The organism is Piscinibacter lacus (assembly GCF_016735685.1).
Classification (GTDB): domain Bacteria; phylum Pseudomonadota; class Gammaproteobacteria; order Burkholderiales; family Burkholderiaceae_C; genus Aquariibacter; species Aquariibacter lacus.
In genome coordinates, this window is sequence record NZ_JAERRA010000001.1 from 1,929,237 (window position 1) to 1,952,519 (window position 23,283).

The window sequence follows — 23,283 nt, forward strand, 5'->3', positions numbered from 1 at the left end:
GGACTTCCCGAGCCCCGGCCCCTTCCGCCCGCCCCTCAGGCCAGGGCCTTGAATCGCACCCGCTTCGGCCGGGCGCCGTCTTCGCCGAGGCGGCGCTTCTTGTCGGCCTCGTACTCCTGGTAGTTGCCGTCGTAGAAGTACCACTTGGAGTCGCCCTCGCACGCCAGGATGTGGGTGCAGATGCGGTCCAGGAACCAGCGGTCGTGGGAGATGACCATGGCCGAGCCGGCGAACTCCAGCAGTGCGTCTTCCAGGGCGCGCAGGGTTTCCACGTCGAGGTCGTTCGACGGTTCGTCGAGCATCAGCACATTGCCGCCCTGGGCCAGGGTCTTGGCCAGGTGCAGGCGGCCGCGTTCGCCGCCGGAAAGGTTGCCGACCAGCTTCTGCTGGTCGTTGCCCTTGAAGTTGAAGCGGCCGATGTAGGCGCGGCTGGGCATAACGAACTTGCCGACCACGATGTTGTCCAGGCCGCCCGACACGTCTTCCCACACCGTCTTGTCGCCGGCCAGGCCTTCGCGGCTCTGGTCGACGAAGGCGAGCTTGGCGGTCTTGCCGATCTTGACCTCGCCGCTGTCGGGCTGCTCGACGCCCTGGATCATGCGGAACAGGGTGGACTTGCCCGCGCCGTTGGGGCCGATGATGCCAACGATGGCGCCGGCCGGCACTTTGAAGCTCAGGTCGTCGATCAGCACGCGGTCGCCGAAGCTCTTGCTGACGTTGACGAACTCGATCACCTCATTGCCCAGGCGCTCGGCCACGGGGATGAAGATCTCGTTGGTCTCGTTGCGCTTCTGGTATTCGACGTCACTCAGCTCCTCGAAGCGGGCCAGGCGCGCCTTGCTCTTGGCCTGGCGGCCCTTGGCGTTCTTGCGCACCCATTCCAGCTCGGCCTTCATGGCCTTGGCATGGGCTTCCTCGGACTTCTGCTCCTGCTCCAGGCGCTTCTGCTTCTGGTCCAGCCACTCGGTGTAGTTGCCCTTCCAGGGGATGCCGCGGCCGCGGTCCAGCTCCAGGATCCACTCGGCGGCGTTGTCGAGGAAGTAGCGGTCGTGGGTGATGGCGACCACGGTGCCGCCGAAGCGCTTGAGGAACTGCTCCAGCCACTCGACCGATTCGGCGTCCAGGTGGTTGGTGGGCTCGTCGAGCAGCAGCATGTCGGGCTGGCTGAGCAGCAGGCGGCACAGGGCGACGCGGCGCTTCTCACCGCCCGAGAGGTTGCCGATGCTGGCCTCCCAGGGCGGCAGGCGCAGGGCGTCGGCGGCCAGTTCGAGCTGCAGGTCGGTGTTCTCGCTGCCGGCGGCGGCGATGACGGCCTCCAGCTCGGCTTGCTCGGCGGCCAGGGCGTCGAAGTCGGCGTCTTCCTCGGCGTAAGCGGCATAGACCTCGTCGAGCCGCTTCTTGGCGGCCAGCACGCCGCCGATGCCTTCCTCGACCGCCTGGCGCACGGTCTGCTCGGCATTCATCAGCGGTTCCTGCGGCAGGTAGCCGATCTTCAGGCCGGCCATGGGAATGGCCTCGCCGTCGATCTCCTTGTCCAGGCCGGCCATGATCTTGAGCAGGGTGGACTTGCCCGAGCCGTTGAGGCCGAGCACGCCGATCTTGGCGCCGGGGAAGAAGGACAGGGACACGTCCTTCAGGATCTGGCGTTTGGGGGGAACCGTCTTGGAGACACGGTTCATCGAGAACACATACTGGGCCATCGGGAATCTCGGCTGGCGCCCGCGCGGCAGGCCGGCGGGCGGGGGGACTCGGAGCATGCAGCGCCGCCCGGGGGTCGGGCGCGCCTCAGCGCTGATTGTCGCCGCTGCCGCCCGCGGCCCGGAACCGTCACGCCGGGCCCGACCGAACCGGGGACTTACCCGCACTTGGTGACCCCATCACTGTCCCGAAACTTGGCAGCGCGCAAGATCGGACCTGTTCGATCGACTGAGGTCGGGCGGCCCATGCCGACCCACCCCCCCGACCCCGCGAAGGAGACCCGCATGAACACCCCCCTGAAGACTTTGCGTCGCTTGCCCGTGGCCCTTGCCCTGACCCTGGGCCTGGGCGCTGCGCAGGCGGCCGACAAGCCCCTGCTCGGCCCGGCCACCGGCGCCCTGCCCGCCGCGCCGACCACCGCACCCGACACGCCCAGCGGCCCGCGCGTGGCCACCGCCGAGGCGCACGAGAACGAGCGCTGGCTCGCGATCCGCGAAGGCCTGTTCGGCAAGCGCCCGATCCAGAACCTGCTCGATGCCAAGGCCCCCGCCGATGCGGTGGTTGCGCTGGACGTGCCGATCCGCGCGGCCGACGCCGCCGTCGTGCCCATGACCATCCGCACCCTGCCGCAGCAGACGGCGGAGCGCCATGTCAAGAAGGTCTGGCTGGTGATCGACCGCAATCCCTCGCCGGTCGGCGCGGTCTTCACCCTCACGCCGCAGGCCGGCCGGGCGGAGCTGGCCACCCGCGTGCGGGTCGAGGAATACACCCACGTGCGCGCCATCGCCGAGCTGAACGACGGCAGCCTGCACATGCACACCCGCTTCCTCAAGGCCTCGGGCGGCTGCTCGGCGGCGCCCGGCAGCGACCTGGCCGCGGCCAAGGCCACGCTGGGCCGCTTCAAGCTGCGGCTCGATCCGGTGGCCGACGCGGCCGGCCTGGTCGCCGCCCAGCTCAGCATCAGCCATCCGAATGTGTCGGGCCTGGCGATCGACCAGCTCACCCGCCTGGCCCCGCCGCCGCACTTCGTGCGCCAGGTGGAGGTCAGCTACGACGGCAAGCCGGTGGTGACCGCCGATGTCGACTTCACCCTCAGCGAGAACCCCTACCTGAAGTTCCACTTCAAGGCGGGCGGCGCCGGCGACCTGAAGGTCACCGTGCGCGACACCGAGGACGGCCGCTACGAGCAGACCCTGGCCGTGGGCCCCGGCGGCCAGCCGGTGGCCACGGCGGCCGGCGCAGCCACCACCGCCGCGCGCTGAGGCGGTGGGCGCGCCCCGATCCGACGCGCCGGGTTTCCGCACGCTCAACGGCCTGCTGCCCCGTCGCGCCCTGCTGCGCGGCGGTCTGCTGCTGGCCTCGGCGCCGGCCGCCCTGGCCCAGGTGCCTGCCGAGGCGGGCCAGGACCTGCCGCCCTGGATGCTGAGCCCCGGTACCGGCTTCAGCGTCTACGGCCAGCCCGGCCCCCAGGCCCAGCGGGTCCTGCGCCGGCCCGGCGCCAACCGCGCGGCGCCCGGCAATGGTGTGGCCTGGACGCCGCTGGAGCAGCTCGAAGGTTTCCTCACTCCCAGCGGCCTGCACTTCGAACGCCACCACAACGGCGTGCCGGCCATTGACCCGGCGGTGCATACCCTGCGCATCGACGGTGCCGTGCGCCGTCCGCTGGACTGGCGCCTGGCCGATCTGCTGCGCTACCCGCAGCGCTCGCACCTGGGCTTCATCGAATGCGGCGGCAACAGCAATGCCGGCTGGAACGAGGAGCCGATCCAGCGCCCGGTCGGCAGCTTCCACGGCCTGATCTCGACCAGCGAATGGACGGGCGTGCCGCTGCGCCTGCTGCTGGACGAGGCCGGCGTCGACGCCCAGGCCACGCCCTGGGTGATCGCCGAGGGCGCCGACGCCTTTGCCATGCAGGCCAGCCTGCCCCTGGCCAAGCTGCGCGCCGACGGCTTGCTGGCCCTGTGGCAGAACGGCGAACCGATCCGGCCCGAGCAGGGCTATCCCATGCGCCTGATTCTGCCGGGCTGGGAGGGCGTGACCCAGGTCAAATGGCTGCGCCGGCTCACGCTCAGCGCCGAGCCGGTCATGGCCCGCAACGAGACCAGCAAGTACACCGAGCTTCAGGCCGACGGCCGCGCCCGCCAGTTCACCTGGGCGATCGGCGTGAAGAGCCTGCTCACCACGCCCTCGCATGGCCAGCGCCTGGACGAGCGCGGCACCTACCAGCTCAGCGGCCTGGCCTGGAGCGGCGCGGGCCGCATCCGCAAGGTCGAGGTCTCGGCCGACGGCGGGCGGAGCTGGGCCGAGGCCGCGCTCGACGGCCCGGTGCTGCCGCGCTGCACCACGCGCTTCCGCGCCGCCTGGCGCTGGGACGGCCAGCCCGCCGTGCTGCAAAGCCGCGCCACCGACGAGACCGGCGCGGTGCAGCCCAGCCGCGCCGCCCTGCTCGCCGCCCGCGGCCGCAACGGCTATTTCCATTACCACGCCATCGTGTCCTGGGGTGTGGACGAAGAAGGGGCGGTGCGCCATGTCTACGTCTGAGATCCACCCGCGGGCGGCCTGGCGCGCCGCCGGCCTGGCCCTGCTGCTCGCCGGCTGCGCCGGCGCCGGGCCTGCGCCCTCGGCCGCACCGTCTGCCGCAGCCGCGGGCCTGGCGGCCGAGCTGGCGCCGCCGCAACGCGGTCGCCCGGTGCCGGCCGAAGCCCTGGCCCGCGGCGACCGGCATGTCTTTCCCGACGGCCGCGGCCTGCCGGCCGGCCGCGGCAGCGTGGCCCAGGGCGCCGCGCTCTACCAGGCGCAATGCGCCGCCTGCCACGGGGTGGACGGGCGGGGGCTGACAGCCGAGGAACTCGTCGGCGGCGTCGGCAGCCTGGCCAGCGCCGAGCCGGAGAAGACCGTCGGCAGCTACTGGCCGCATGCGAGCACCCTGTTCGACTTCATCCGCCGCTCGATGCCGCTGCATGCACCGGGCAGCCTGAAGGCCGACGAGGTCTATGCCCTCAGCGCCTGGCTGCTGCATGCCAACGGCATCCTGCCCGCCGACGCCGTGCTGGATGCCACCACGCTGGCAGCGGTGCGCATGCCCAACCGGGCGGGCTTCGTGGCGGTCGACGATCCGCGCCGGCCGCCGCCCTGAGCGCGGCCGCCCAGGGCCCGGCAAGTCAGCCCGGGCCGGTTCGCCGCGATGCGGCTTGCGCGGCCTGCGGCCTCAGGCCGCCGGCCGCTCCCCGTCGCCCAGCGCGCGCAGCGCGTCCAGTTCCAGCAGCTCGATGCGGCTGCGGCCCAGGCGCAGCCAGCCCTTGCGCTCCATCTCCTTGAGCACGCGGCTGACGGCTTCGCGGGCACTGCCCAGCTCCTGGGCAAGCTGCTGGTGGGTGCGCTCCACCCGCGGCGGGTCGCTGCCCTCGCCCGGCTCGCTCAGGGCGAGCAGGCGCTGGGCCAGGCGCTCGTCGAGCCGGCTGAACATCAGGTCGTCCATCAGCATGATGAGGTCGCCCAGCAGGTTGCCGTAGTTGGCGACGACGAAGCGCCGGAAGCCCTCGCTGTCGACCATCAGGGCCTGGAAGGTGGCCGGCGGGATCACCGCCTCCAGCACCGCCGACTCGGCCACGCCTTCGGCCGGAAAGGTCGCCCGGCCGAGCAGGCAGGAGGTGGTCAGCACGCAAGTCTCGCCCGGCCCGACGCGGTAGAGCACGACCTCGCGGCCCGAAGGCGCCGTCTTCTGCACCCGCGTCACCCCGGCCAAGCGCAGCACATAGCCCCGCGCCTGCGCGCCCTGGAGATAGGCCCGCTCGCCGGCCTGCATGCGGCCGAAGACCGCCTCGCGGCGCAGGCGCTCGCGCACCGGCGCTTCCAGGGCAAGCAGGTCGGGGAAGTGCTGGAGCCAGTCCGCCGGGATCGTCGCGGCGCTGGGGTCGGACGGTGGCGGGCTGGGCGCGGTCATGGCAGGCTGAGGTTCGTGGAGGACGCGGCGCGCTTTTACGTGAGGGCCCCCGCAGGCACAAGTCCGGGAAACCGTGGACAGGGTTGGCGGCGGCGGGGCGCACCCTCGTAGCCCTCCGGGCGCCACACGGCCCGCCGCATCGCGCCGCGCCGGCGCCGCCCACCCCATGTCGCTCCGCCCGCAGATCCTTGCCTTCGACATCTTCGGCACCGTCGTCGACTGGCACGGCAGCATCGTCCGCGAGCTGGCTTCGCTGGCGCCAGCAGTCGATGGCCCGGCCTTCGCCCGCGCCTGGCGCGCCGGCTACCAACCTGCCATGCAGCGGGTGCGCAGCGGCGAGCGGGGCTGGGTCGCGCTCGACACCCTGCACCGCGAGATCCTCGACCGCCTGCTGCCGCACTTCGGCCTGCAGGGCCTGGACGAGGCCGCACGCGCCCGGCTCAACAGCATCTGGCACCGGCTCGACCCCTGGCCCGAGGTGCGCGCGGGCCTGCAGCGTCTGCGCGCCGGCCACACGCTGTGCACCCTGTCCAACGGCAATCTCGGCCTGCTGATCGACCTGGCCCGGCATGGCGACCTGCCCTGGCATGGCGTGCTCTCGGCCGAGGTTTTCCAGGCCTACAAGCCCGATCCGCGCGTCTACCGCGGTGTGGCCGAGCTCTTCGGCCTGCCGCCGCAGGCGGTGATGCTGGTTGCCGCGCACGAGGATGACCTGGTCGCCGCTCGCAGATGCGGCCTGCAGACGGCCTACATCGAGCGCCCGCACGAGTTCGGCGCCGACGCGCCCAAGCCAGTCCGTGGCTCGCCTGAGGACACCCTCCATGCCCGAGATCTGCTGCATCTGGCCGATCTGCTCGGCGCCTGAGGTGACCCGGCTCGGGCGACCTGCGAAACAAGCTGCTTCCAGGCCGTTCACCTAGGGGTTTCCCGCATACACTCCGCGGCAACGCGCCCCGACCCAGTCCGGGCCCCGCGGTCGGTTCCCGACACCCTCCTGCCTGTCCTGCCGCGACTGGCGCCCGTCCCCCCGACGCGGCAGCGGCCGGACCCGACGCCCCCTGGGGCGCACTCCCCACATGTCCTTCCAAGAACTGGGTCTCGCCGAGCCCCTGCTCCAAGCCATTCGCGATTCCGGCTACGAGACCCCGACCCCGATCCAGAAGCAGGCCATCCCCATGGTCCTGGCCGGTGGTGACCTGCTCGCCGGCGCCCAGACCGGCACCGGCAAGACCGCCGGCTTCACCCTGCCGCTGCTGCACATGCTGGCGGCCGGCGCGCCGGTCAAGAACCGCAACGGCCGTCCGGCCATCCGCGCGCTGATCCTCACGCCCACCCGCGAGCTGGCGGCCCAGGTCGAGGAAAGCGTGCGCACCTACGGCAAGTACCTGCCGCTGACCAGCATGGTCATGTTCGGCGGCGTCGGCATGCAGCCGCAGGTCGACCGGCTCAAGCGCGGCGTCGACATCCTGGTGGCCACCCCCGGCCGCCTGCTCGACCATCACCAGCAAGGCACCCTGGACCTGAGCCAGGTGCAGTTCTTCGTGCTGGACGAGGCCGACCGCATGCTCGACATGGGCTTCGTGCACGACATCAAGAAGGTGCTGGCCATCGTGCCGAAGCAGAAGCAGAGCCTGCTCTTCTCGGCGACCTTCAGCGACGACATCAAGGCCCTTGCCGACCGCCTGCTGAACGCGCCCAAGGTGATCGAGGTCGCGCGCCGCAACACCACGGCCGAGACCATCGCCCAGAAGCTCCACCCGGTCGACCGCGAGCGCAAGAAGGAACTGCTGGCCCACCTGATCAAGGGCCAGGACTGGCACCAGGTGCTGGTCTTCTGCCGCATGAAGCACGGCGCCAACCGGCTCACCGAATACCTCAACGGGGTCGGCATCAGCGCCATGGCCATCCACGGCAACAAGAGCCAGGGCGCGCGCACCAAGGCGCTGGCCGAGTTCAAGACCGGCGAGCTGACCTGCCTGGTGGCCACCGACATCGCCGCCCGCGGCATCGACATCGACCAGCTTCCCCACGTCGTCAACTTCGAGCTGCCCAACGTGCCGGAAGACTATGTGCACCGCATCGGCCGCACCGGCCGGGCGGGTGCGCAGGGCGAGGCGATCTCGCTGGTCTGCGTCGACGAGAGCGGTTTCCTGGCCGACATCGAGAAGCTGACCAAGCAGCGCATCCCGCGCGAGGTGGTGCCGGGCTTCGAGCCCGACCCGAATGCCCGGCCCGAGCCGATCCAGATCGGCCGTCGCACGCTCAACGGCGCGCGCGGTGCGGGCGGCGGCGGGGGTAGCCGAAGCGGCGCGCCCTCGGGCCGCAGCGCGGCACCGGGCGGCGCGGGCCGGCCCGGCGGCGGCGGGCGACCGGGCGGCGGGGGCGGCCGACCGGCCGGTGGCGGGGGCCGCGGCGGCCCGGCAGCGGGCGGCGGGGGCCGTCCGCGCGGCCGCTGAAGCTGCGCAAGCCTTGATCGGTCCCACGCGGGCCCGTCCTCGATCCTCGGGGGCGGGCCCGCGTCGCTTCGGGGCGCCGCGCCTTGCGGCATGCTGTGGCCATGCCCGGTGCCTTGCCCCCACGCCCCCCTGAGCCGCTGCAGCGCGTGCTGTGGCTGGCCGTCGAGCCGGGCGCGCCTGCCAAGCCGGCCGAGGGCGAAGCCTGCAATGGCTGCGGCCTGTGCTGCCTGGCCGAGCCCTGCCCGGTCGGCCGCCTGCTGAGCCGGCGTCGCCAGGGCGCCTGTGTTGCGCTGCGCTGGGATGGGGCGGCGGGCCACTACCGCTGTGGCGCCCTCACCCGCTTCCGCCATCCGCTGTGGCGGCGGCTGATCGGCCGCTGGATCGCGGCCGGGGCGGGCTGCGACGCAAGCTTCGAGACGGGGGAGAGGCTCGGGCCCCCGGGATGACCCCCGATCTGCGGGCCCCTGTTCTGGCTTTCATCACGCTGTCATGTTGCGTAAGCTCCGCGCAGGAGGTGCGTCGTGAACCGCAGCATGGTCCGGTGGGTGCTACTGGCTCTGGGGCTGGGACATGCCGTGGCTGGTACCGCCGCGCCGCCCGAGCCGCTGATCGACCCGCCGACCGGCCTGGCCTGGTCGGCTGCCGAACTCGACGCCGCCAGCCAGGGCAGCCTGCGCGAGGTGGTCGAGCAGGCCCGGCAGGCCGGCCGCCTGGGCTGTGCCCGCCACTGCACCCGGCTCGCGGACATCATGGCCCGGCTGCTGCCGCAGGCCCGCGCCCAGGGGGAGCGGGCGGCCGGCCTGCCCTGGTCGCTGACGGTGGTGCGGATGGAAGGCGTCCATGCCTTCGCCCTGCCCGAGGGGCAGGTGCTGATCTCCGAAGCCCTGATCGAGGACCGCGGCCTGTCCGACGAGGCCCTGGCCTTCGTGCTGGCCCACGAGATGGCGCACAGCCTGCTGGAGCATGAGCGCCAGGCCCTGAGCTACGGCCGGCTGCTGCTGCCGCGCGAGGTGCCGCGCAGCGTGGCCGACATGTATGTCGAGCTGTCGCACAACTTCAGCCTGATGCGCGCCCTGGAGCCGGTGCTGCACCAGGGCGAGCGCGAGGCGGACGAGGTCGGCCTGCTGCTGGCCGCCCGCGCCGGCTTCCGGCCGGACCGGCAGCTTGAATTCATGCAGAACGAGGTGGCCGAGGACGACGGCCGCCAGCCCCTGTCGGCCACCCACCCGCCTGCGCGGGAGCGCTTGCAGCGCCTGGAGGCCCTGCTGCCGCTGGCCTGGGGAGTCTGGCGCCAGGGCCAGGCCGACCGACTCGCTCCCTCGCCCTGAGCCCGGCGCCGCAAGGAGCGCGGGCGGATCCGGCCAGGATCAGGCCGCGGCCAGGCCCAGTCGCTGGCGGGCGGCGGCGTACTCCCCGCGCCAGCGGGCCACGCGCTCGGCCACCGGCACGATGGCATCGACCGGCGCCACGCCCTGGCCACAGCCCCAGATGTCCTTCCAGGCCTTGGCCGCCCCGGCGCTGGCGATGTTCATCACCTCGGTGGCCTTGGGCAATTGTTCCGGGTCCAGACCGGCGTTGCGGACCGAGGCCTTGAGGTAGTTGCCGGGGATGCCGGTGAAGAGGTCGCTGTAGACGATCTCGTCGCTGTTCGCATCGACCACGGCCTGCTTCTGCGCCTCGGAGGCCCGCGCTTCCAGCGTCGCGATGAAGGGCGAGCCGATGTAGGCGAAATCCGCCCCCATGGCCTGGGCGGCCAAGATGGCGTCGCCGCTGGCAATGCAGCCGCTCAGCGCGAGCGGGCCGTCGAACCACTGGCGGATCTCCTGCACCAGGGCGAAGGGGCTCTTGGTGCCGGCATGGCCGCCGGCCCCGGCGGCCACGGCAATCAGGCCGTCCGCGCCCTTCTCGATGGCCTTGTGCGCATGGGTGTTGTTGATCACGTCATGCAGCACCACGCCGCCCCAGGCGTGCACGCCCTGGTTGACCTCGGGCCGCGCGCCCAGGCTGCTGATGACCAGGGGCACGCGGTACTTCGCGCAGACCTGCATGTCGGCTTCCAGCCGGTCGTTGCTCTTGTGCACGATCTGGTTGATCGCATAGGGCGCGGCGGGCTGCTCGGGATGGGCGCGGTCCCAGGCGGCCAGGCCCTCGGTGATCTCGGCCAGCCAGTCGTCGAGCTGGCTCGCCGGCCGCGCATTGAGCGCCGGCATGGCGCCGACGATGCCGGCCGTGCACTGCGCGATCACGAGCTGCGGCACGCTGATGATGAAGAGCGGCGCGCCGATGACGGGCAGGCGCAGCTTCTGGAAGACGGGGGGCAAGGCGGCCATCGGGGGCTCCGGGGTCAAAGGGGGCGCGAGGGCTTCAGAGCGCCTCGGGGGCCAGGGCCAGCACGCTGTCGGCGCCGTCCAGCAGGCTGTCGGCCAGGCCGGGCACGCGGGTCAGCAGATGCTCGGCAAAGAAGCGCGCGCTGGCGACCTTGGCCTGGTGGAAGGCGGCGTCCTCGCCGGCGGCCAGCGCGTCTTCGGCGGCGATCAGGCCGCGCGCCATCTCGGCGCCCGCGGCCAGGTAGCCGGCCAGCATCAGGAAGGGCACCGAGCCGGCGAAGACCGGGTTCGGCCGGGTCTTGGCCTCGGCCAGCACGAAGGCGACGCCGGCCTCGAAGCCCGCCTGGGCCGCACGCAGCCGGCGGGCCATCGAGGCGGCGGCCGGGCCGGGCCGGGCGGCCAGGGTCTCGGCCAGCGCAGCGGCCGCGGCGGCCAGGGCGCGGGCCTGGGCGCCGCCGTCGCGCAGGGTCTTGCGGCCGATCAGGTCATTGGCCTGGATGGCGGTCGTGCCCTCGTAGATGGTCAGGATGCGGGCATCGCGCAGGTGCTGGGCGGCGCCGGTCTCCTCGATGTAGCCCATGCCGCCGTGCACTTGCACGCCGAGGCCGGTGACCTCCTGCGCGACCTCCGTGCACCAGCCCTTGACCAGCGGCACCAGGAATTCGTAGCGCGCCTGCGCGTCGGCGCGGGCCGCGGCCTCGGGATGGTGGTGGGCGGCGTCGAAGGCGCCGGCCGCGGCCATGGCCAGGGCCCGGCCGCCCTCGGTCAGCGCGCGCTGGGTCATCAGCATGCGTCGCACATCGGGGTGGTGGACCAGGGCCGCCGCGCCGGGCAGCGAGCCATCGACCGGCCGGCTCTGGACGCGGTCGCGCGCATAGGCGCTGGCGCGCTGCAAGGCGCGCTCGGCCACCGCCACGCCCTGCACGCCGACGGCATAGCGGGCGGCATTCATCATCACGAACATGTGCTCCAGGCCGCGGTTGAGCGTGCCGAGCAGCTCGCCGACCGCGCCGGGGCCGCCCAGGGCCGGGTCGCCCTGGCCGTCGCCGAACTGCAGCACCGCCGTCGGGCTGCCGTGGATGCCGAGCTTGTGCTCCAGGCTCGCGCAATACACATCGTTGCGCAGCCCCGGGCGGCCGTCGGGCCCGACCAGGAACTTCGGCACCAGGAAGAGGCTGAGGCCCTTCACGCCCTCGGGCGCGCCCGGCACCCGCGCCAACACCAGGTGGACGATGTTCTCGGCCACATCGTGCTCGCCCCAGGTGATGTAGATCTTGCTGCCGAAGATGCGGTAGCGGCCGTCGGCCTGCGGCTCGGCGCGGCTGCGCACCAGGCTCAGGTCGCTGCCGGCCTGCGGCTCGGTCAGGTTCATGGTGCCGGTCCAGCGGCCGGCGGCCAGCGGCGGAATCCAGGCCGCCTGCTGCGCGGGCGTGCCGGCGACCATCAGCGCCTCGATGGCCCCGTCGCTCAGCAGCGGGCACAGGGCGAAGGCCAGGTTGGCGCTGTTGAGGATCTCGCTGCACGCCGAGCCCAGGGTCTTGGGCAGGCCCTGGCCGCCGTAGGCCTGGGGATGCTGCAAGCCCTGCCAGCCGCCCTCGGCGAACTGGCGGTAGGCCTCGGCGAAGCCCGGCGAGGTGCGGACCCGGCCCCCCTCCACCCGCGCCGGATGCTGGTCGCCGGTCCAGTTGAGCGGGGCGATCACGCCCTCGTTGAAGCGGGCGCATTCCTCCAGCACCGCCTGGGCGGTGTCGAGGTCGGCATCCTCATGGCCGGACCAACCGGCGCGGCGGTCCAGCCCGGCGTTCACGCGCATCGCGAACATCAGGTCCTTGAGGGGGGCGCGGTAGCTCATGCGGGTCTCCTGGGCGGCGCCTCGGGGCGCGGGGGGCCGGCTGGGCCCGAAAAAAAGGCACCGCGACGCGGCCGGGGGTCCGCCGCGTCAAGGCGCCTTCAGGGCGTCGGGGGGATGGGGCTCAGAGCTTGCCGATCAGCTCCGGCACGGCCTCGAACAGATCCGCCTCCAGGCCGTAGTCGGCCACGCTGAAGATCGGGGCCTCGGCATCCTTGTTGATCGCGACGATCACCTTCGAATCCTTCATGCCCGCCAGGTGCTGGATGGCGCCGCTGATGCCGCAGGCGATGTAGAGGCTGGGCGCGACGATCTTGCCGGTCTGCCCGACCTGCCAGTCGTTGGGCGCATAGCCCGCATCCACCGCCGCCCGGCTGGCGCCCAGCGCGGCATGGAGCTTGTCGGCCAGGGGCATCAGCACCTGGTCGAACTTCTCGCTGCTGCCCAGGGCGCGGCCGCCGCTGACGATGATCTTGGCGGCGGTCAGCTCGGGCCGGTCGCTCTTGGTCAGCTCGCGGCCGAGGAAGCGGCTGCGCGTGCTGGGCGCCACGGCGGCCACGGTCTCGATGGGCGCGCTGCCGCCTTCGGCCGGCGCGGCGTCGAAGCCGGTGGCGCGCACCGTCAGCACCAGCTTGGCATCGGCGCACTGCACGGTGGCGATGGCATTGCCGGCGTAGATCGGGCGCTCGAAGCTGTCGGGGCCGAGCACGCGGCTGATGTCGCTGATCTGCGCGACATCCAGCTTGGCCGCCACGCGCGGCGCGGCATTCTTGCCGCTGGCGGTGGCCGGGAAGACGAGGTGGCGGTAGGCGCCGGCCAGGGCCAGCACCTGTTCGGCCAGCGGTTCGGCCAGGGCCTGGGCATGGGCCGGGCCGTCGGCCAGCAGGACCTGGGCCACGCCGGGGATGCGGGCGGCAGCCTCGGCCGCGGCCCGGGCATCCAGCCCGGCCACGAGGATGTGGACCGCGCCGCCAAGCTGCGCCGCCGCGGTGACGGTGTTCAGGGTGGCAGCCTTGAGGCTGCCGTGGTCGTGTTCGGCGATGACGAGGGCGCTCATGGTCAGATCACCTTGGCTTCGTTCTTGAGCTTGTCGACCAGGGCGGCCACGTCGGCCACCTTGATGCCTGCCGCGCGCTTGGGCGGCTCCTGCACCTTGAGGGTCTTGACGCGCGGGGCCGCGTCGACGCCCAGGGCCGCCGGATTCAGCGTCTCCAGCGGCTTCTTCTTGGCCTTCATGATGTTGGGCAGGGTGACGTAGCGCGGCTCGTTGAGGCGCAGGTCGGTGGTGATGACGGCCGGCAGGGCAAGGGCCAGCGTCTCCAGGCCGCCGTCGACTTCGCGGGTGACGGTGGCGGTGTCGGCGCTGAGCTCGACCTTGCTGGCGAAGGTGGCCTGCGGCCAGTCCAGCAGCGCGGCCAGCATCTGGCCGGTCTGGTTGCAGTCGTCGTCGATGGCCTGCTTGCCCAGCACGACGAGCTGTGCGCCTTCCTTGTCGACCAGGGCCTTGAGCAGCTTGGCCACGGCCAGGGGCTGAAGCTCCAGATCGGCCGAGGTCTCGACCAGGATGGCGCGGTCCGCGCCGATGGCCATGGCGGTGCGCAGGGTCTCCTGGCAGGCGGTGACACCGCAGGAGACGGCGATGACCTCCGCCACCGCACCCTTCTCTTTGAGCCGCACGGCCTCCTCGACGGCAATCTCGTCGAAGGGGTTCATGCTCATCTTCACATTGGCGATGTCCACGCCGCTGCCGTCGCTCTTGGCACGGACCTTGACGTTGTAGTCGACCACCCGCTTGACGGGGACCAGAACCTTCATCGAACGAACTCCAGAGGGTGAGGAAGGGGCCGCATTCTAGAAACGCAGCTTGGTCATGCCTTGGGCGGGGCCGCAGGCGCGGGCCTAAAAAAGCACGATCGTTCGATTCTAAACGGAAGTCCGGCCCGCATGGCTAGACTCCGGGCCTTCATGGTCGCAATCCAACCCGCCCGCCCCCTGCCGCCGCTGCGCATCGGCGTCTTCGATTCCGGTCTGGGCGGCGTCTCGGTGCTGCGGGCGCTGCAACGCGAGCTGCCGGGCGCCGAGCTGATCTATGCCGCCGATTCCGGCCACGCCCCCTACGGCGAGCGCGACCCGCAGCATGTGCTGGCGCGGTCCGAAGCCCTGGCCGGACACCTGCGCCGCGAAGGCGCCGAGCTGCTGGTGATGGCCTGCAACACCGCGACGGCGGTGGCCGCCGCAGCCCTGCGCGCCGCGCATCCGGACTGGCCCATCGTCGGCGTCGAGCCCGGGCTCAAGCCCGCGCTGGCGATCAGCCCCAGCGGCCGCATCGGCGTGATGGCGACCCAAGCCACGCTGGCGAGCCCCAAGTTCCGCCGCCTGCTCGACGAATTGCTGGCCGGCGCCGCACCGGGCACGGCCATCCACTTGCAGGCCTGCCCGGGCCTGGCGGCGGCCATCGAGGCCGGCGAGGCCGACAGCCCGGCCGTGCGCGCCGCCGTGGCCGAGCACACCGCCCCGCTGCGCGCGCAGCGGGTCGACACCGTGGTGCTGGGCTGCACCCACTACCCCTTTGCGGCCGGGCTGATTGCCGAGGCCCTGGGGCCGGGCGTGCGACTGATCGACACCGCCGAGGCCGTCGCCCGCCAGGCCCGGCGCCTGGCCGAGGCGCAGCATGCGGCGCGGCTGGATGCGGCCGGCCCGAGCAAGCTGGCGCTCTGGAGCAGCGGCGAGGCCGACACCCTGGCGCGCTTCGTCGCCCAGCGCCTGGAACGGCCGCTGCTGCCCGTTCGTCGCCTGCCTGTCTGAGTGCATGCCGGGGTACGGGTAAATCTCGATGATGCGCGGCACAATCCTCCCCAATGGCTGAACGAAGCATTCCCCTGGTCGACTGGCGGCAGACGCGCCCCGCGCTGCGCCTGCCCGATGTGCCGGTGCCCGCCACCGGCCTGATCGGCGACCGGCTCGGCCGCCCGCTGCGCGACCTGCGGATCTCGGTCACCGACCGCTGCAACTTCCGCTGCAGCTACTGCATGCCGAAGGAAGTCTTCGACAAGCACCATGTCTTCCTGCCGCAGCGCGAGCTGCTGAGCTTCGAGGAGATCACCCGGCTGGCGCGCATCTTCCTGGCCCATGGCGTGCGCAAGATCCGCCTGACCGGCGGCGAGCCGCTGCTGCGCAAGGGTCTTGAAACCCTGATCGCCCAATTGGCCGCGCTGCGCACCGTCGACGGCGAAGCGCCCGACCTGACGCTGACGACCAATGCCTCGCTGCTGGCCCGCAAGGCCCAGGCCCTGAAGGACGCCGGCTTGCAGCGCGTCACCGTCAGCCTGGACGGCCTGGACGACGCGACCTTCCGCCGCATGAACGATGTCGATTTCCCGGTCGCCGACGTGCTGGCCGGCATCGAGGCCGCCCGCGCCGCGGGCCTGGCGCCGATCAAGGTCAATATGGTGGTGAAGCGCGGCACCAACGAGCAGGAGATCCTGCCGATGGTGCGGCACTTCCGCGGCAGCGGCGTTGCGCTGCGCTTCATCGAATACATGGACGTCGGCGCCACCAACGGCTGGAAGATGGACGAGGTGCTGCCCTCGGCCGAGGTGCGCGCGCGGATCGCGGCCGAGTTCCCGCTGCAACCGCTGGTCGCCAGCCAGCCCGGCGAGACCGCCGAGCGCTGGGCCCATGCCGACGGCGCCGGCGAGATCGGCTTCATCTCCAGCGTCACCCAGGCCTTCTGCGGCGACTGCAACCGCGCCCGCCTGTCGACCGAAGGCCAGCTCTACCTCTGCCTCTTCGCCAGCCAGGGCCACGACCTGCGCGGGCTGCTGCGCCAGGGCGCCAGCGATGCCGACCTCGCCAGTGCCATCGGCGCCGTCTGGCAGGCCCGCGAGGACCGCTATTCCGAACGCCGCAGCCAGGGCGGCGAGGCGCCGGCCGAGGGGCCGCGGCGCGTCGAGATGAGCTACATCGGAGGCTGAAGCCGCATGAGCCCGCCCCTGCTGCCGCGCGAGGCACTCACCGGCCTGATCCTGGCCGGCGGACGCGGCAGCCGCATGGGCGGGGTCGACAAGGGCTTGCAGACCTGGCGCGGCCTGCCCCTGGCGCTGCACGCGCTGATGCGGCTCACGCCGCAGGTCGGCGAGCTGATGGTCAATGCCAACCGCAACCTCTCGGCCTACGAAAGCTTCGGCGTGCCGGTCTGGCCCGATCCGGTGATCCCGGGGGCTGGCGACTTCCCCGGCCCGCTCGCCGGCTTCCTGGCCGGCCTGGAGCGTTGCGAGACCGACTGGCTGCTGGCCGTGCCCTGCGACACGCCGAACTTCCCCGAGGACCTGGCCGAGCGCCTCGGCGCCGCCGCGCAGGCGGCCGGCGCGCCGATCGCCCTGCCCCGCGCGCAGGATGCCGATGGCGTCTGGCGCAGCCAGCCGGCCTTCTGCCTGGTCCGCGCCGACCGCATGGAAAGCCTGCTGCGCTTCCTGCAGGCCGGCGGCCGCAAGATCGACCGCTGGACCGACGCCGAGGGCGCCGTGCTCGTCGACTTTCCCGACGCCCGCGCCTTCGACAACCTCAACACCCTGGACGAGCTGCATGCCGCCCAGGCCCGCCCCGCCGAACCGGCCGCAGGAGCCCCCCGCTGATGCAATCCGCGCCCTTTGCCGCCACCCTGGGCCAGGAGCCGACGACCCGCGGCACCGTGCGCCGGCTCGGCCCGGCCGACCTGTCCGCCTACAAGACGCTGCGCGACCAGGCCCTGCGCCTGCATCCCGACGCCTTCACGGCCGATGCGGAAAGCGAGTCGCGCCGCGACCCGGAGAGCTACCTCGGCCGCCTCGGCCTCTGCGATCCGCTGGGCGGCACCGCCCTGTTCGGCGCCTTCGTCGGCAGCCCGGCGGGCGGCGAGCAACTGGTCGGCTCGGTCGGCCTGGAACGCGAGACCCGCGGCAAGCTGCGCCACACCGCCAACGTCATCGGCCTGATCGTGCTGCCCGGCCACAACGGCCTGGGCCTGGGCCGGCAACTGGTCGAGCGGGTGCTCGACGAAGCGCGCCGCGCCCCCGGCTTGGAGATGCTGACCATCTCGATCAGCGCGCACAGCGAACGGGTGCTGCGCCTCTATGAGCGCGCCGGCTTCCGGCGTTACGGCCTGCTGCCGCGCGCCCTGCGCCTGGTCAAGCCCAGCGGCGTGCAGTACGTCGACAAGGTGCAGATGCTGCTGATGCTCTGAACCCCGGCCGGGCGCCCTGCCCCGGCCTGCCTGGATCCCGCCCATGAGCGCCCTGCCCCCCGACCTCGCAGAACGCCCGCCCCTGCCGCCGGCCCTGGCCGCCATCGCCTCCTGCGTGAACGGCTACGACCCCTCCGCCCTGCCGGTGGCGGCTGCACAGGATTTCATCGCCCGCTTCGTGCCCACCCTGGCCGAAGGCGGCGCCGTCGAGCGCCTGGCCCTGCGCGCCTGCCTGGGCCGGGTGCTGGCCGAGGACCAGCTCAGCCGCATCGACGTGCCGGCTCATGACAACTCGGCCATGGACGGCTATGCCCTGCGCGGGGCCGATCTGGCCGCCGAGGGCGAGACCCGGCTGCCCATCGTCGGCAAGGGCCTGGCCGGTGCGGCCTTCCAGGGCGCGGCGGTGCCGCCCGGCGCCTGCGTGAAGATCACCACCGGCGCGCTCATGCCCGCCGGCCTGGACACCGTCGTGCCGCAGGAGTTCTGCCGCGTCGAGGGCGAGCAGGTCAGCGTGCCGGCCGGCGTCGTGCGCCCCGGCGACAACCGCCGCCTGCGCGGCGAGGACCTGGCCCTCGGCGAAGCCGCGATGCGCGCCGGCCGCCTGATCAGCCCCTCGGACCTCGGCCTCGCCGCCTCGCTCGGCCTGGCCGAGCTGCCGGTGCGGCGCCGCCTGCGGGTGGCCTTCTTCTCGACCGGCGACGAGCTGCGCTCGATCGGCGAGCCGCTCGATGCCGGCTGCGTCTACGACAGCAACCGCTACACCCTGCACGGCATGCTCAGCCGCCTGGGCGTGGAGCTGCTCGACCTCGGCGTCGTGCGCGACGAACCCGCGGCGCTGGAAGCCGCCTTCCGCAGCGCCGCGGCCAGCGCCGATGCGGTGATCACCTCCGGCGGGGTCAGCGTCGGCGAGGCCGACCACACCAAGCAGGTCATGGCCCGGCTCGGCGAAGTGGCCTTCTGGCGCATTGCCATGCGCCCCGGCCGGCCGATGGCCTTCGGCCGCATCGGCGCCGGCCCGCAAGGCCCGGGCGCCGTGCTCTTCGGCCTGCCGGGCAATCCGGTCGCGGTCATGGTCACCTTCTATGCCTTCGTGCGCGACGCGCTGCTGCGCATGGCCGGCGCCAGCCCCCAGCCCCTGCCCACGCTACGCGTGCGCAGCCTGGAGACGCTGCGCAAGAAGCCCGGCCGCACCGAATACCAGCGCGTGAGCCTGCAACAGGCCGCCGACGGCGTGTGGGACATGCGCCTGACTGGCGCCCAGGGCTCGGGCATCCTGCGCTCGATGTCGGAAGCCCAGGGTCTGGCCGTGCTCGGCCACGATCAGGCCACCGTGCGGCCCGGCGACTGGGTCGAGGTGCTGCCCTTCCACGGCCTGATCTGAGCCGGCGCCCGGCGGGCGGCCACGGCCTTCAGGCGATGGCTGGCCCCGCCTCGGTGCGCGGCCCCGGCGTGCTGCGCCGGGCCAGCAGGGTGTAGACGGTGGGGACGACGAAGATCGTCAGCAGCGTGCCCAGCGACATGCCGCCGACGATGACCCAGCCGATCTGCTGGCGGCTTTCCGCGCCCGCGCCGCTGGCCAGGGCCAGGGGGATGGCGCCCAGCACCATGGCGCCGGTCGTCATCAGGATGGGGCGCAGGCGCAGGGCGGCGGCCTCGGCTACCGCGTCCTGCACGCTGCGGCCCTGCTGGCGCAACTGGTTGGCGAACTCGACGATCAGGATGCCGTGCTTGGTGATCAGGCCGACCAGGGTGATCAGGCCGATCTGCGAATACACATTGAGCGTGCCGCCGCTGAGCTGCAAGGCGGCCAGCGCGCCGACCATGGACAGCGGCACCGAGATCAGGATGACCAGCGGATCGACGAAGCTCTCGAACTGCGCCGCCAGCACCAGGAAGATGAAGGCCAGGGCCAGCACGAAGACCAGGCCCAGCGAGCCGCTGGCGGCCCGGAACTCGCGCGAGATGCCGTTGAGCTGCAGGGCATAGCCCTCGGGCAGGGTGCGGGCGGCGGCGGTCTCGATGAAGTCCAGCGCCTCGCCCAGCGCAGCGCCGGCCGCCAGGTTGGCGGTGATCGTGACCGAGCGGCGCTGGTTGAAGTGGTTCAGCTCGCGCGGCGCCACGTTCTCCTCCACCTGCACCAGGGCCGAGAGCGGCACCATGGTGTCGTTGCGGCCACGCACATAGAGGCGGTCGATGTCCTGCGGGCGGCTGCGGCCCTCGGCCTCGAGCTGCACCACCACGTCGTATTGCTCGGCACCGCGCTTGTAGCGGGTGAGCTCGCGGCCGCCGAGCATGGTCTCCAGCGTGCGCGCCACGGCATCGACGGCCACGCCGGCATCGGCGGCGCGCTCGCGGTCCACGCTCAGGCGCAGCTCGGGCTTGTTCAGGCGCAGGTCGGTGTCGGGCTGGACGATGCCCGGGAACTTGGCGATCTCGGCCAGCAGGGCCTGGGCGGCGCGGCCCATGCCCTCGTAGCTGTCGCCGCTGACCAGCACCACATTGATCGGCCGCTCGCGGAAGCTCTGGCCCAGCGAGGGCGGCGTCACCGGGAAGGCGCTCACACCGGGCAGGGCCTCGAAGCGCGGCCGCAGGGCGCCGGCCAGGGCGGGCGTCTTGCGCTCGCGCTCGGACCAGTCGACGGTGCGGGCGATGGCGATGCCGCGCTCCACCGTGGGGCTGCCGGCCACCATGAAGAGCCGGTCGATCTCGGGGAAATCGCCGCTCTCGCGCACGATGCCGTCGATGGCTTCCAGGTAGCGCTGGGTGAAGGCCAGGGTCGCGCCATCGGGCGCGCTGACGCTGGTGAAGATCGCGCCGCGGTCCTCGATGGGCGCCAGCTCGCTCTTCATGCCCTGGAACAGCAGGCCGGCGCCCAGGGCCGAGGCCAGCATCACCGCCAGCACCAGCATGCGCTGGCCCAGGCTCCAGACCAGGGCGCAGCGGTAGCCGCTGGTCAGGCCGCCGAGCAGGCCCTCCATGAAGCGGTCGAAGCGGCCGGGTTGGGTCTCGAGGCGCAGCAGCTTGCTCGACATCATCGGGCTCAGCGTCAGCGCGACGAAGCCCGAGACGACGACCGCCCCGGCCAGCGTCAGCGCGAACTCGGCGAACAGCCGGCCGGTGCGGCCCGGGGTGAAGGCCAGCGGCGCATAGACGGCGGCCAGGGTCAGCGTCATGGCGACGACGGCGAAGCCGATCTCGCGCCCGCCCTTGATCGCCGCCTGGAAGGGGCTGAGGCCCTCCTCGATATGGCGGTGGATGTTCTCCATCACCACGATCGCATCGTCGACCACCAGGCCGATGGCCAGCACCAGGGCCAGCAGCGTCAGGGTGTTGACGGTGAAGCCGGCCAGGGCGATGAGCGCGAAGGCGCCGACCAGGCTGACCGGGATGGTGACCAGCGGAATCAGCGAAGCCCGCAGCGAGCGCAGGAAGACGAAGACCACCAGCGCGACCAGCAGCACCGCCTCGACCAGGGTCTGGTAGACGGAGCGGATCGCGCGGTCGATGAACTCGGTGCTGTCATTGGCCACCTGCACCTTCAGGCCCGGCGGCAGCTCGGCCTGCAACTGCGGCAACAGGGCGCGCACGCCGGCCGCCACCTCCAGCGGGTTGGCGGTGGCATTGCGGATGATGCCGGTGGCGACCGAGGGCACGCCGTTCAGGCGCACGATCGAGCGTTCGCTCTCTGCCGCTTCCTCGACGCGGGCCACATCGCGCAGGCGCACGGTGTGGCCCTGCACCTGGCGCAGCGCGATCTGCGCAAAGCCCTCGACGGTGTTCAGGTCGGTGCGGGCGGTGACGGTGAACTCGCGCTGCTGGCTTTCGATGCGGCCGGCCGGCAGCTCCAGGTTCTGGGCCCGTAACGCGGCTTCGACGTCCTGCACCGTCAGGCCGTGGGCGGCCAGGGCATCGGGCTGCAGCCAGATGCGGATGGCATAGAGCCGGTCGCCGTTGAGCCGCACATCGGCCACGCCGGGCACGGTCTGCAAGCGCGGCTTGACGATGCGGGTCAGCAGCTCGGTGATCTCCAGCGGGTTCAGGCTGTCGCTGCTGAAGGCCAGCCAGACGGTGGGCGAGGCATCGGCCTCGACCTTGGCGATGACCGGCTCGACCACCGCATCGGGCAGGCGGGCGCGCACCCGGGCCACCCGGTCGCGCACGTCGGAGGCGGCGTTGTCCGGATCCTTGGACAGCTTGAAGCGCACCGTGATCTGGCTTTCCTCGGCCCGCGAGATCGAGCTGAGGATCTCGATGCCGTCGATGCCGGCGATCGAATCCTCCAGCGGCTTGGTGACCTGGCTTTCGATGACCTCGGACGCCGCGCCCAGCAGCCGCGTGGTGACGGTGACGACCGGCTCGTCGATGCGCGGGTACTCGCGCAACTGCAAGCCGCTGAAGGCCACCAGGCCCACCAGCAGCAGCAGCAGCGAGAGCACGGTCGCGAGGACCGGGCGGCGAATGGAAAGCTCGGCGATCTGCATGCGCGCGCCCGGCCGCTCAGCGGGCCGGGCCGCTGGCGCGGGCCGGGGGGCCGATGCGCACCTCGCGCAGGGCCAGACCGTCGGCCCGCATCAGCCGGGCCGGGCCGGCGGTGACGATGGTGTCGCCGGCTTGCAGGCCCGGCGCCAACACCTCGACCCGGCCGGCATTGCGCCAGCCGGTGGTCACCGGCAGACGCTCGCTGCGCGCGGGCTGGCCGGCGGCGGCGGGCCGGACCCGCACCAAGTAGACGCGGCCGTCCTGCGGCACCAGGGCCTCCTCGGGCACGGTCAGCGCGCCCTCGCGGCGGCCCAGCTCGATTTCGACCCGCGCGAACATGCCGGGCCGCAGGCCGGGCGGCACCCGGTCCAGCCGGGCGCGCAGGGCCAGCGCGCGGCCGTCGGTGTCGACCTGCGTCTCCAGGGCCTGGATGCGCGCCGACAGCTCGAGCTGCGGCTGGGCATCCAGGCGCAGGCTCAGCGGCTGGCCCGGCTTGAGCCGGGCCAGCTCGCGTTCGGGCAGGCGGAACTCGACCTCCAGGTGGCGCAGGTCTTCCAGCATCACCAGGTCGGCGCCGGCCGCCACGACGGCGCCGACATCGACCTTGCGCAGCCCGACCCGCCCGTCGAAAGGCGCCAGCAAGCGCAGCCGCGCCAGCTCGGCCCGGGCCAGCTCGCGCTGGGCCTCGGCCACGGCCAGGGTGGCGGCGGTCTGGTCGGCGACGCTGCGGGTGACGAAACCCTGGGCGACCAGCTCGACATTGCGCTGGTGGTTGCTGCGGGCCACGGCCAGTTGCGCCTCGGCCTGGGCAAGCTGGGCGCGCGGCAGGCTGTCGTCGAGCTGCACCAGCACCTGGCCGCGGCGCACGGCCTCGCCGTCGCGGAAGCCGAGCTGCACGATGCGGCCGCCAACCTCGGGCCGCAGCATCACGCTTTGCGCGGCGCGCAAGCTGCCGACGGCCTGCACCCGCTCGACCAGGGTCTCGCGTTCGACCTGGCCGACTTCGACGGCAATCGGCCCGCCAGCCGCCGGCCCGCCGCGCACCGCCCCCGCAGGCTGCGAAGCCGCTGCCGGCCGGCCCGCGGCCGAGGCGCCTGCCGCCACCGGCCCGCGCTGCAACCACCAGGCCCCGGCCGAAAGGCCGGCCAGGGCAAGGAGGGCCAGGAGGAGAACGGGTCGCTTCATTCGGTCGGGGGATTCAGGATCGGCGCGGCGGGACGCGGGCCGCGATCCTCGCCGCAAGCGGCCCGGCCTGCCGGCCGCCGCCGCAAGACCGCAAGCCGCAGGGCGGCGGCAACATGCGCTTCACA

20 protein-coding genes are annotated in these 23,283 nt (G+C 72.7%); 12 read left to right on the plus strand and 8 right to left on the minus strand.

Annotated elements, in window-relative coordinates:
- Positions 1 to 35: 35 nt before the first annotated feature.
- Positions 36 to 1,700 carry an energy-dependent translational throttle protein EttA gene (gene ettA / locus JI742_RS08630; protein ID WP_201825608.1) on the minus strand — a complete coding sequence of 555 codons (1,665 nt, stop codon included), beginning with the start codon at positions 1,698 to 1,700 and terminating at the stop codon, positions 36 to 38.
- Positions 1,701 to 1,982: 282 nt separating this feature from the next.
- Here ettA and JI742_RS08635 point away from each other — a divergent pair, with 282 nt between their 5' ends.
- Genes JI742_RS08635 through JI742_RS08645 form a run of 3 tightly spaced genes read left to right on the plus strand, consistent with a single transcriptional unit; the run spans position 1,983 to position 4,834 of the window.
- Complete coding sequence (locus tag JI742_RS08635) at positions 1,983 to 2,960, plus strand: quinoprotein dehydrogenase-associated SoxYZ-like carrier (protein WP_201825610.1); 978 nt, start codon at positions 1,983 to 1,985, stop codon at positions 2,958 to 2,960.
- Positions 2,961 to 2,964: 4 nt separating this feature from the next.
- Positions 2,965 to 4,239, plus strand: a complete 1,275-nt coding sequence (gene soxC / locus JI742_RS08640; protein ID WP_201825612.1) for a sulfite dehydrogenase — start codon at positions 2,965 to 2,967, stop codon at positions 4,237 to 4,239.
- Positions 4,226 to 4,834 carry a c-type cytochrome gene (locus JI742_RS08645; protein WP_201825614.1) on the plus strand — a complete coding sequence of 203 codons (609 nt, stop codon included), beginning with the start codon at positions 4,226 to 4,228 and terminating at the stop codon, positions 4,832 to 4,834. The genes soxC and JI742_RS08645 overlap by 14 nt, the downstream gene beginning before the upstream one ends.
- Before the next feature lie 72 nt (positions 4,835 to 4,906).
- Here JI742_RS08645 and JI742_RS08650 read toward each other — a convergent pair whose 3' ends face one another.
- Entirely contained in the window at positions 4,907 to 5,641 is a 735-nt protein-coding gene (locus JI742_RS08650) for a Crp/Fnr family transcriptional regulator (protein WP_201825616.1), read from the minus strand.
- Between the two features lie 166 nt (positions 5,642 to 5,807).
- Here JI742_RS08650 and JI742_RS08655 point away from each other — a divergent pair, with 166 nt between their 5' ends.
- The 4 genes from JI742_RS08655 (at position 5,808) to JI742_RS08670 (ending at position 9,425) form a co-directional block, all read left to right on the plus strand.
- The gene (locus tag JI742_RS08655) at positions 5,808 to 6,506 is read left to right on the plus strand and encodes a haloacid dehalogenase type II (RefSeq protein WP_201825618.1); all 699 of its coding nucleotides are present in this window, start codon (positions 5,808 to 5,810) and stop codon (positions 6,504 to 6,506) included.
- 211 nt (positions 6,507 to 6,717) lie between these two features.
- Positions 6,718 to 8,097: a DEAD/DEAH box helicase gene (locus tag JI742_RS08660; RefSeq protein ID WP_201825620.1), complete on the plus strand. Its 1,380-nt coding sequence runs from the start codon at positions 6,718 to 6,720 to the stop codon at positions 8,095 to 8,097.
- 113 nt (positions 8,098 to 8,210) lie between these two features.
- On the plus strand, positions 8,211 to 8,543 hold the full coding sequence (locus JI742_RS08665) for a hypothetical protein (RefSeq protein ID WP_236676840.1): 333 nt from the start codon (positions 8,211 to 8,213) through the stop codon (positions 8,541 to 8,543).
- Positions 8,544 to 8,672: 129 nt separating this feature from the next.
- Positions 8,673 to 9,425 carry a M48 family metalloprotease gene (locus tag JI742_RS08670; RefSeq protein ID WP_201825624.1) on the plus strand — a complete coding sequence of 251 codons (753 nt, stop codon included), beginning with the start codon at positions 8,673 to 8,675 and terminating at the stop codon, positions 9,423 to 9,425.
- A 39-nt stretch (positions 9,426 to 9,464) separates the two neighbouring features.
- On the opposite strand, the gene JI742_RS08675 is transcribed toward JI742_RS08670, so the two are convergent.
- The 4 genes from JI742_RS08675 to JI742_RS08690 form a co-directional block, all read right to left on the minus strand.
- Positions 9,465 to 10,427 carry an NAD(P)H-dependent flavin oxidoreductase gene (locus JI742_RS08675; RefSeq protein ID WP_201825627.1) on the minus strand — a complete coding sequence of 321 codons (963 nt, stop codon included), beginning with the start codon at positions 10,425 to 10,427 and terminating at the stop codon, positions 9,465 to 9,467.
- Between the two features lie 34 nt (positions 10,428 to 10,461).
- Positions 10,462 to 12,276: an acyl-CoA dehydrogenase family protein gene (locus JI742_RS08680; protein WP_201825629.1), complete on the minus strand. Its 1,815-nt coding sequence runs from the start codon at positions 12,274 to 12,276 to the stop codon at positions 10,462 to 10,464.
- Positions 12,277 to 12,397: 121 nt separating this feature from the next.
- Positions 12,398 to 13,330: an electron transfer flavoprotein subunit alpha/FixB family protein gene (locus JI742_RS08685; protein WP_201825631.1), complete on the minus strand. Its 933-nt coding sequence runs from the start codon at positions 13,328 to 13,330 to the stop codon at positions 12,398 to 12,400.
- A 2-nt stretch (positions 13,331 to 13,332) separates the two neighbouring features.
- Positions 13,333 to 14,088, minus strand: a complete 756-nt coding sequence (locus JI742_RS08690; protein ID WP_201825633.1) for an electron transfer flavoprotein subunit beta/FixA family protein — start codon at positions 14,086 to 14,088, stop codon at positions 13,333 to 13,335.
- A 150-nt stretch (positions 14,089 to 14,238) separates the two neighbouring features.
- Here JI742_RS08690 and murI point away from each other — a divergent pair, with 150 nt between their 5' ends.
- The 5 genes from murI to moeA are packed head-to-tail and all read left to right on the plus strand — an operon-like array spanning position 14,239 to position 18,875.
- Positions 14,239 to 15,078 carry a glutamate racemase gene (murI, locus tag JI742_RS08695; RefSeq protein ID WP_201825636.1) on the plus strand — a complete coding sequence of 280 codons (840 nt, stop codon included), beginning with the start codon at positions 14,239 to 14,241 and terminating at the stop codon, positions 15,076 to 15,078.
- 53 nt (positions 15,079 to 15,131) lie between these two features.
- Positions 15,132 to 16,247, plus strand: a complete 1,116-nt coding sequence (gene moaA, locus JI742_RS08700) for a GTP 3',8-cyclase MoaA (RefSeq protein WP_201825638.1) — start codon at positions 15,132 to 15,134, stop codon at positions 16,245 to 16,247.
- Positions 16,248 to 16,265: 18 nt separating this feature from the next.
- Positions 16,266 to 16,907: a molybdenum cofactor guanylyltransferase MobA gene (gene mobA, locus JI742_RS08705; protein ID WP_434057645.1), complete on the plus strand. Its 642-nt coding sequence runs from the start codon at positions 16,266 to 16,268 to the stop codon at positions 16,905 to 16,907.
- Positions 16,907 to 17,494 carry a GNAT family N-acetyltransferase gene (locus JI742_RS08710; protein WP_201825642.1) on the plus strand — a complete coding sequence of 196 codons (588 nt, stop codon included), beginning with the start codon at positions 16,907 to 16,909 and terminating at the stop codon, positions 17,492 to 17,494. Before mobA ends, JI742_RS08710 begins: the two co-directional genes overlap by 1 nt.
- A 43-nt stretch (positions 17,495 to 17,537) precedes the next feature.
- On the plus strand, positions 17,538 to 18,875 hold the full coding sequence (moeA, locus tag JI742_RS08715; protein ID WP_201825644.1) for a molybdopterin molybdotransferase MoeA: 1,338 nt from the start codon (positions 17,538 to 17,540) through the stop codon (positions 18,873 to 18,875).
- Between the two features lie 28 nt (positions 18,876 to 18,903).
- Here moeA and JI742_RS08720 read toward each other — a convergent pair whose 3' ends face one another.
- Positions 18,904 to 21,975, minus strand: a complete 3,072-nt coding sequence (locus tag JI742_RS08720; RefSeq protein WP_201825646.1) for an efflux RND transporter permease subunit — start codon at positions 21,973 to 21,975, stop codon at positions 18,904 to 18,906.
- Positions 21,976 to 21,991: 16 nt separating this feature from the next.
- Positions 21,992 to 23,158 carry an efflux RND transporter periplasmic adaptor subunit gene (locus JI742_RS08725; RefSeq protein WP_201825648.1) on the minus strand — a complete coding sequence of 389 codons (1,167 nt, stop codon included), beginning with the start codon at positions 23,156 to 23,158 and terminating at the stop codon, positions 21,992 to 21,994.
- Positions 23,159 to 23,283: the final 125 nt, after the last annotated feature.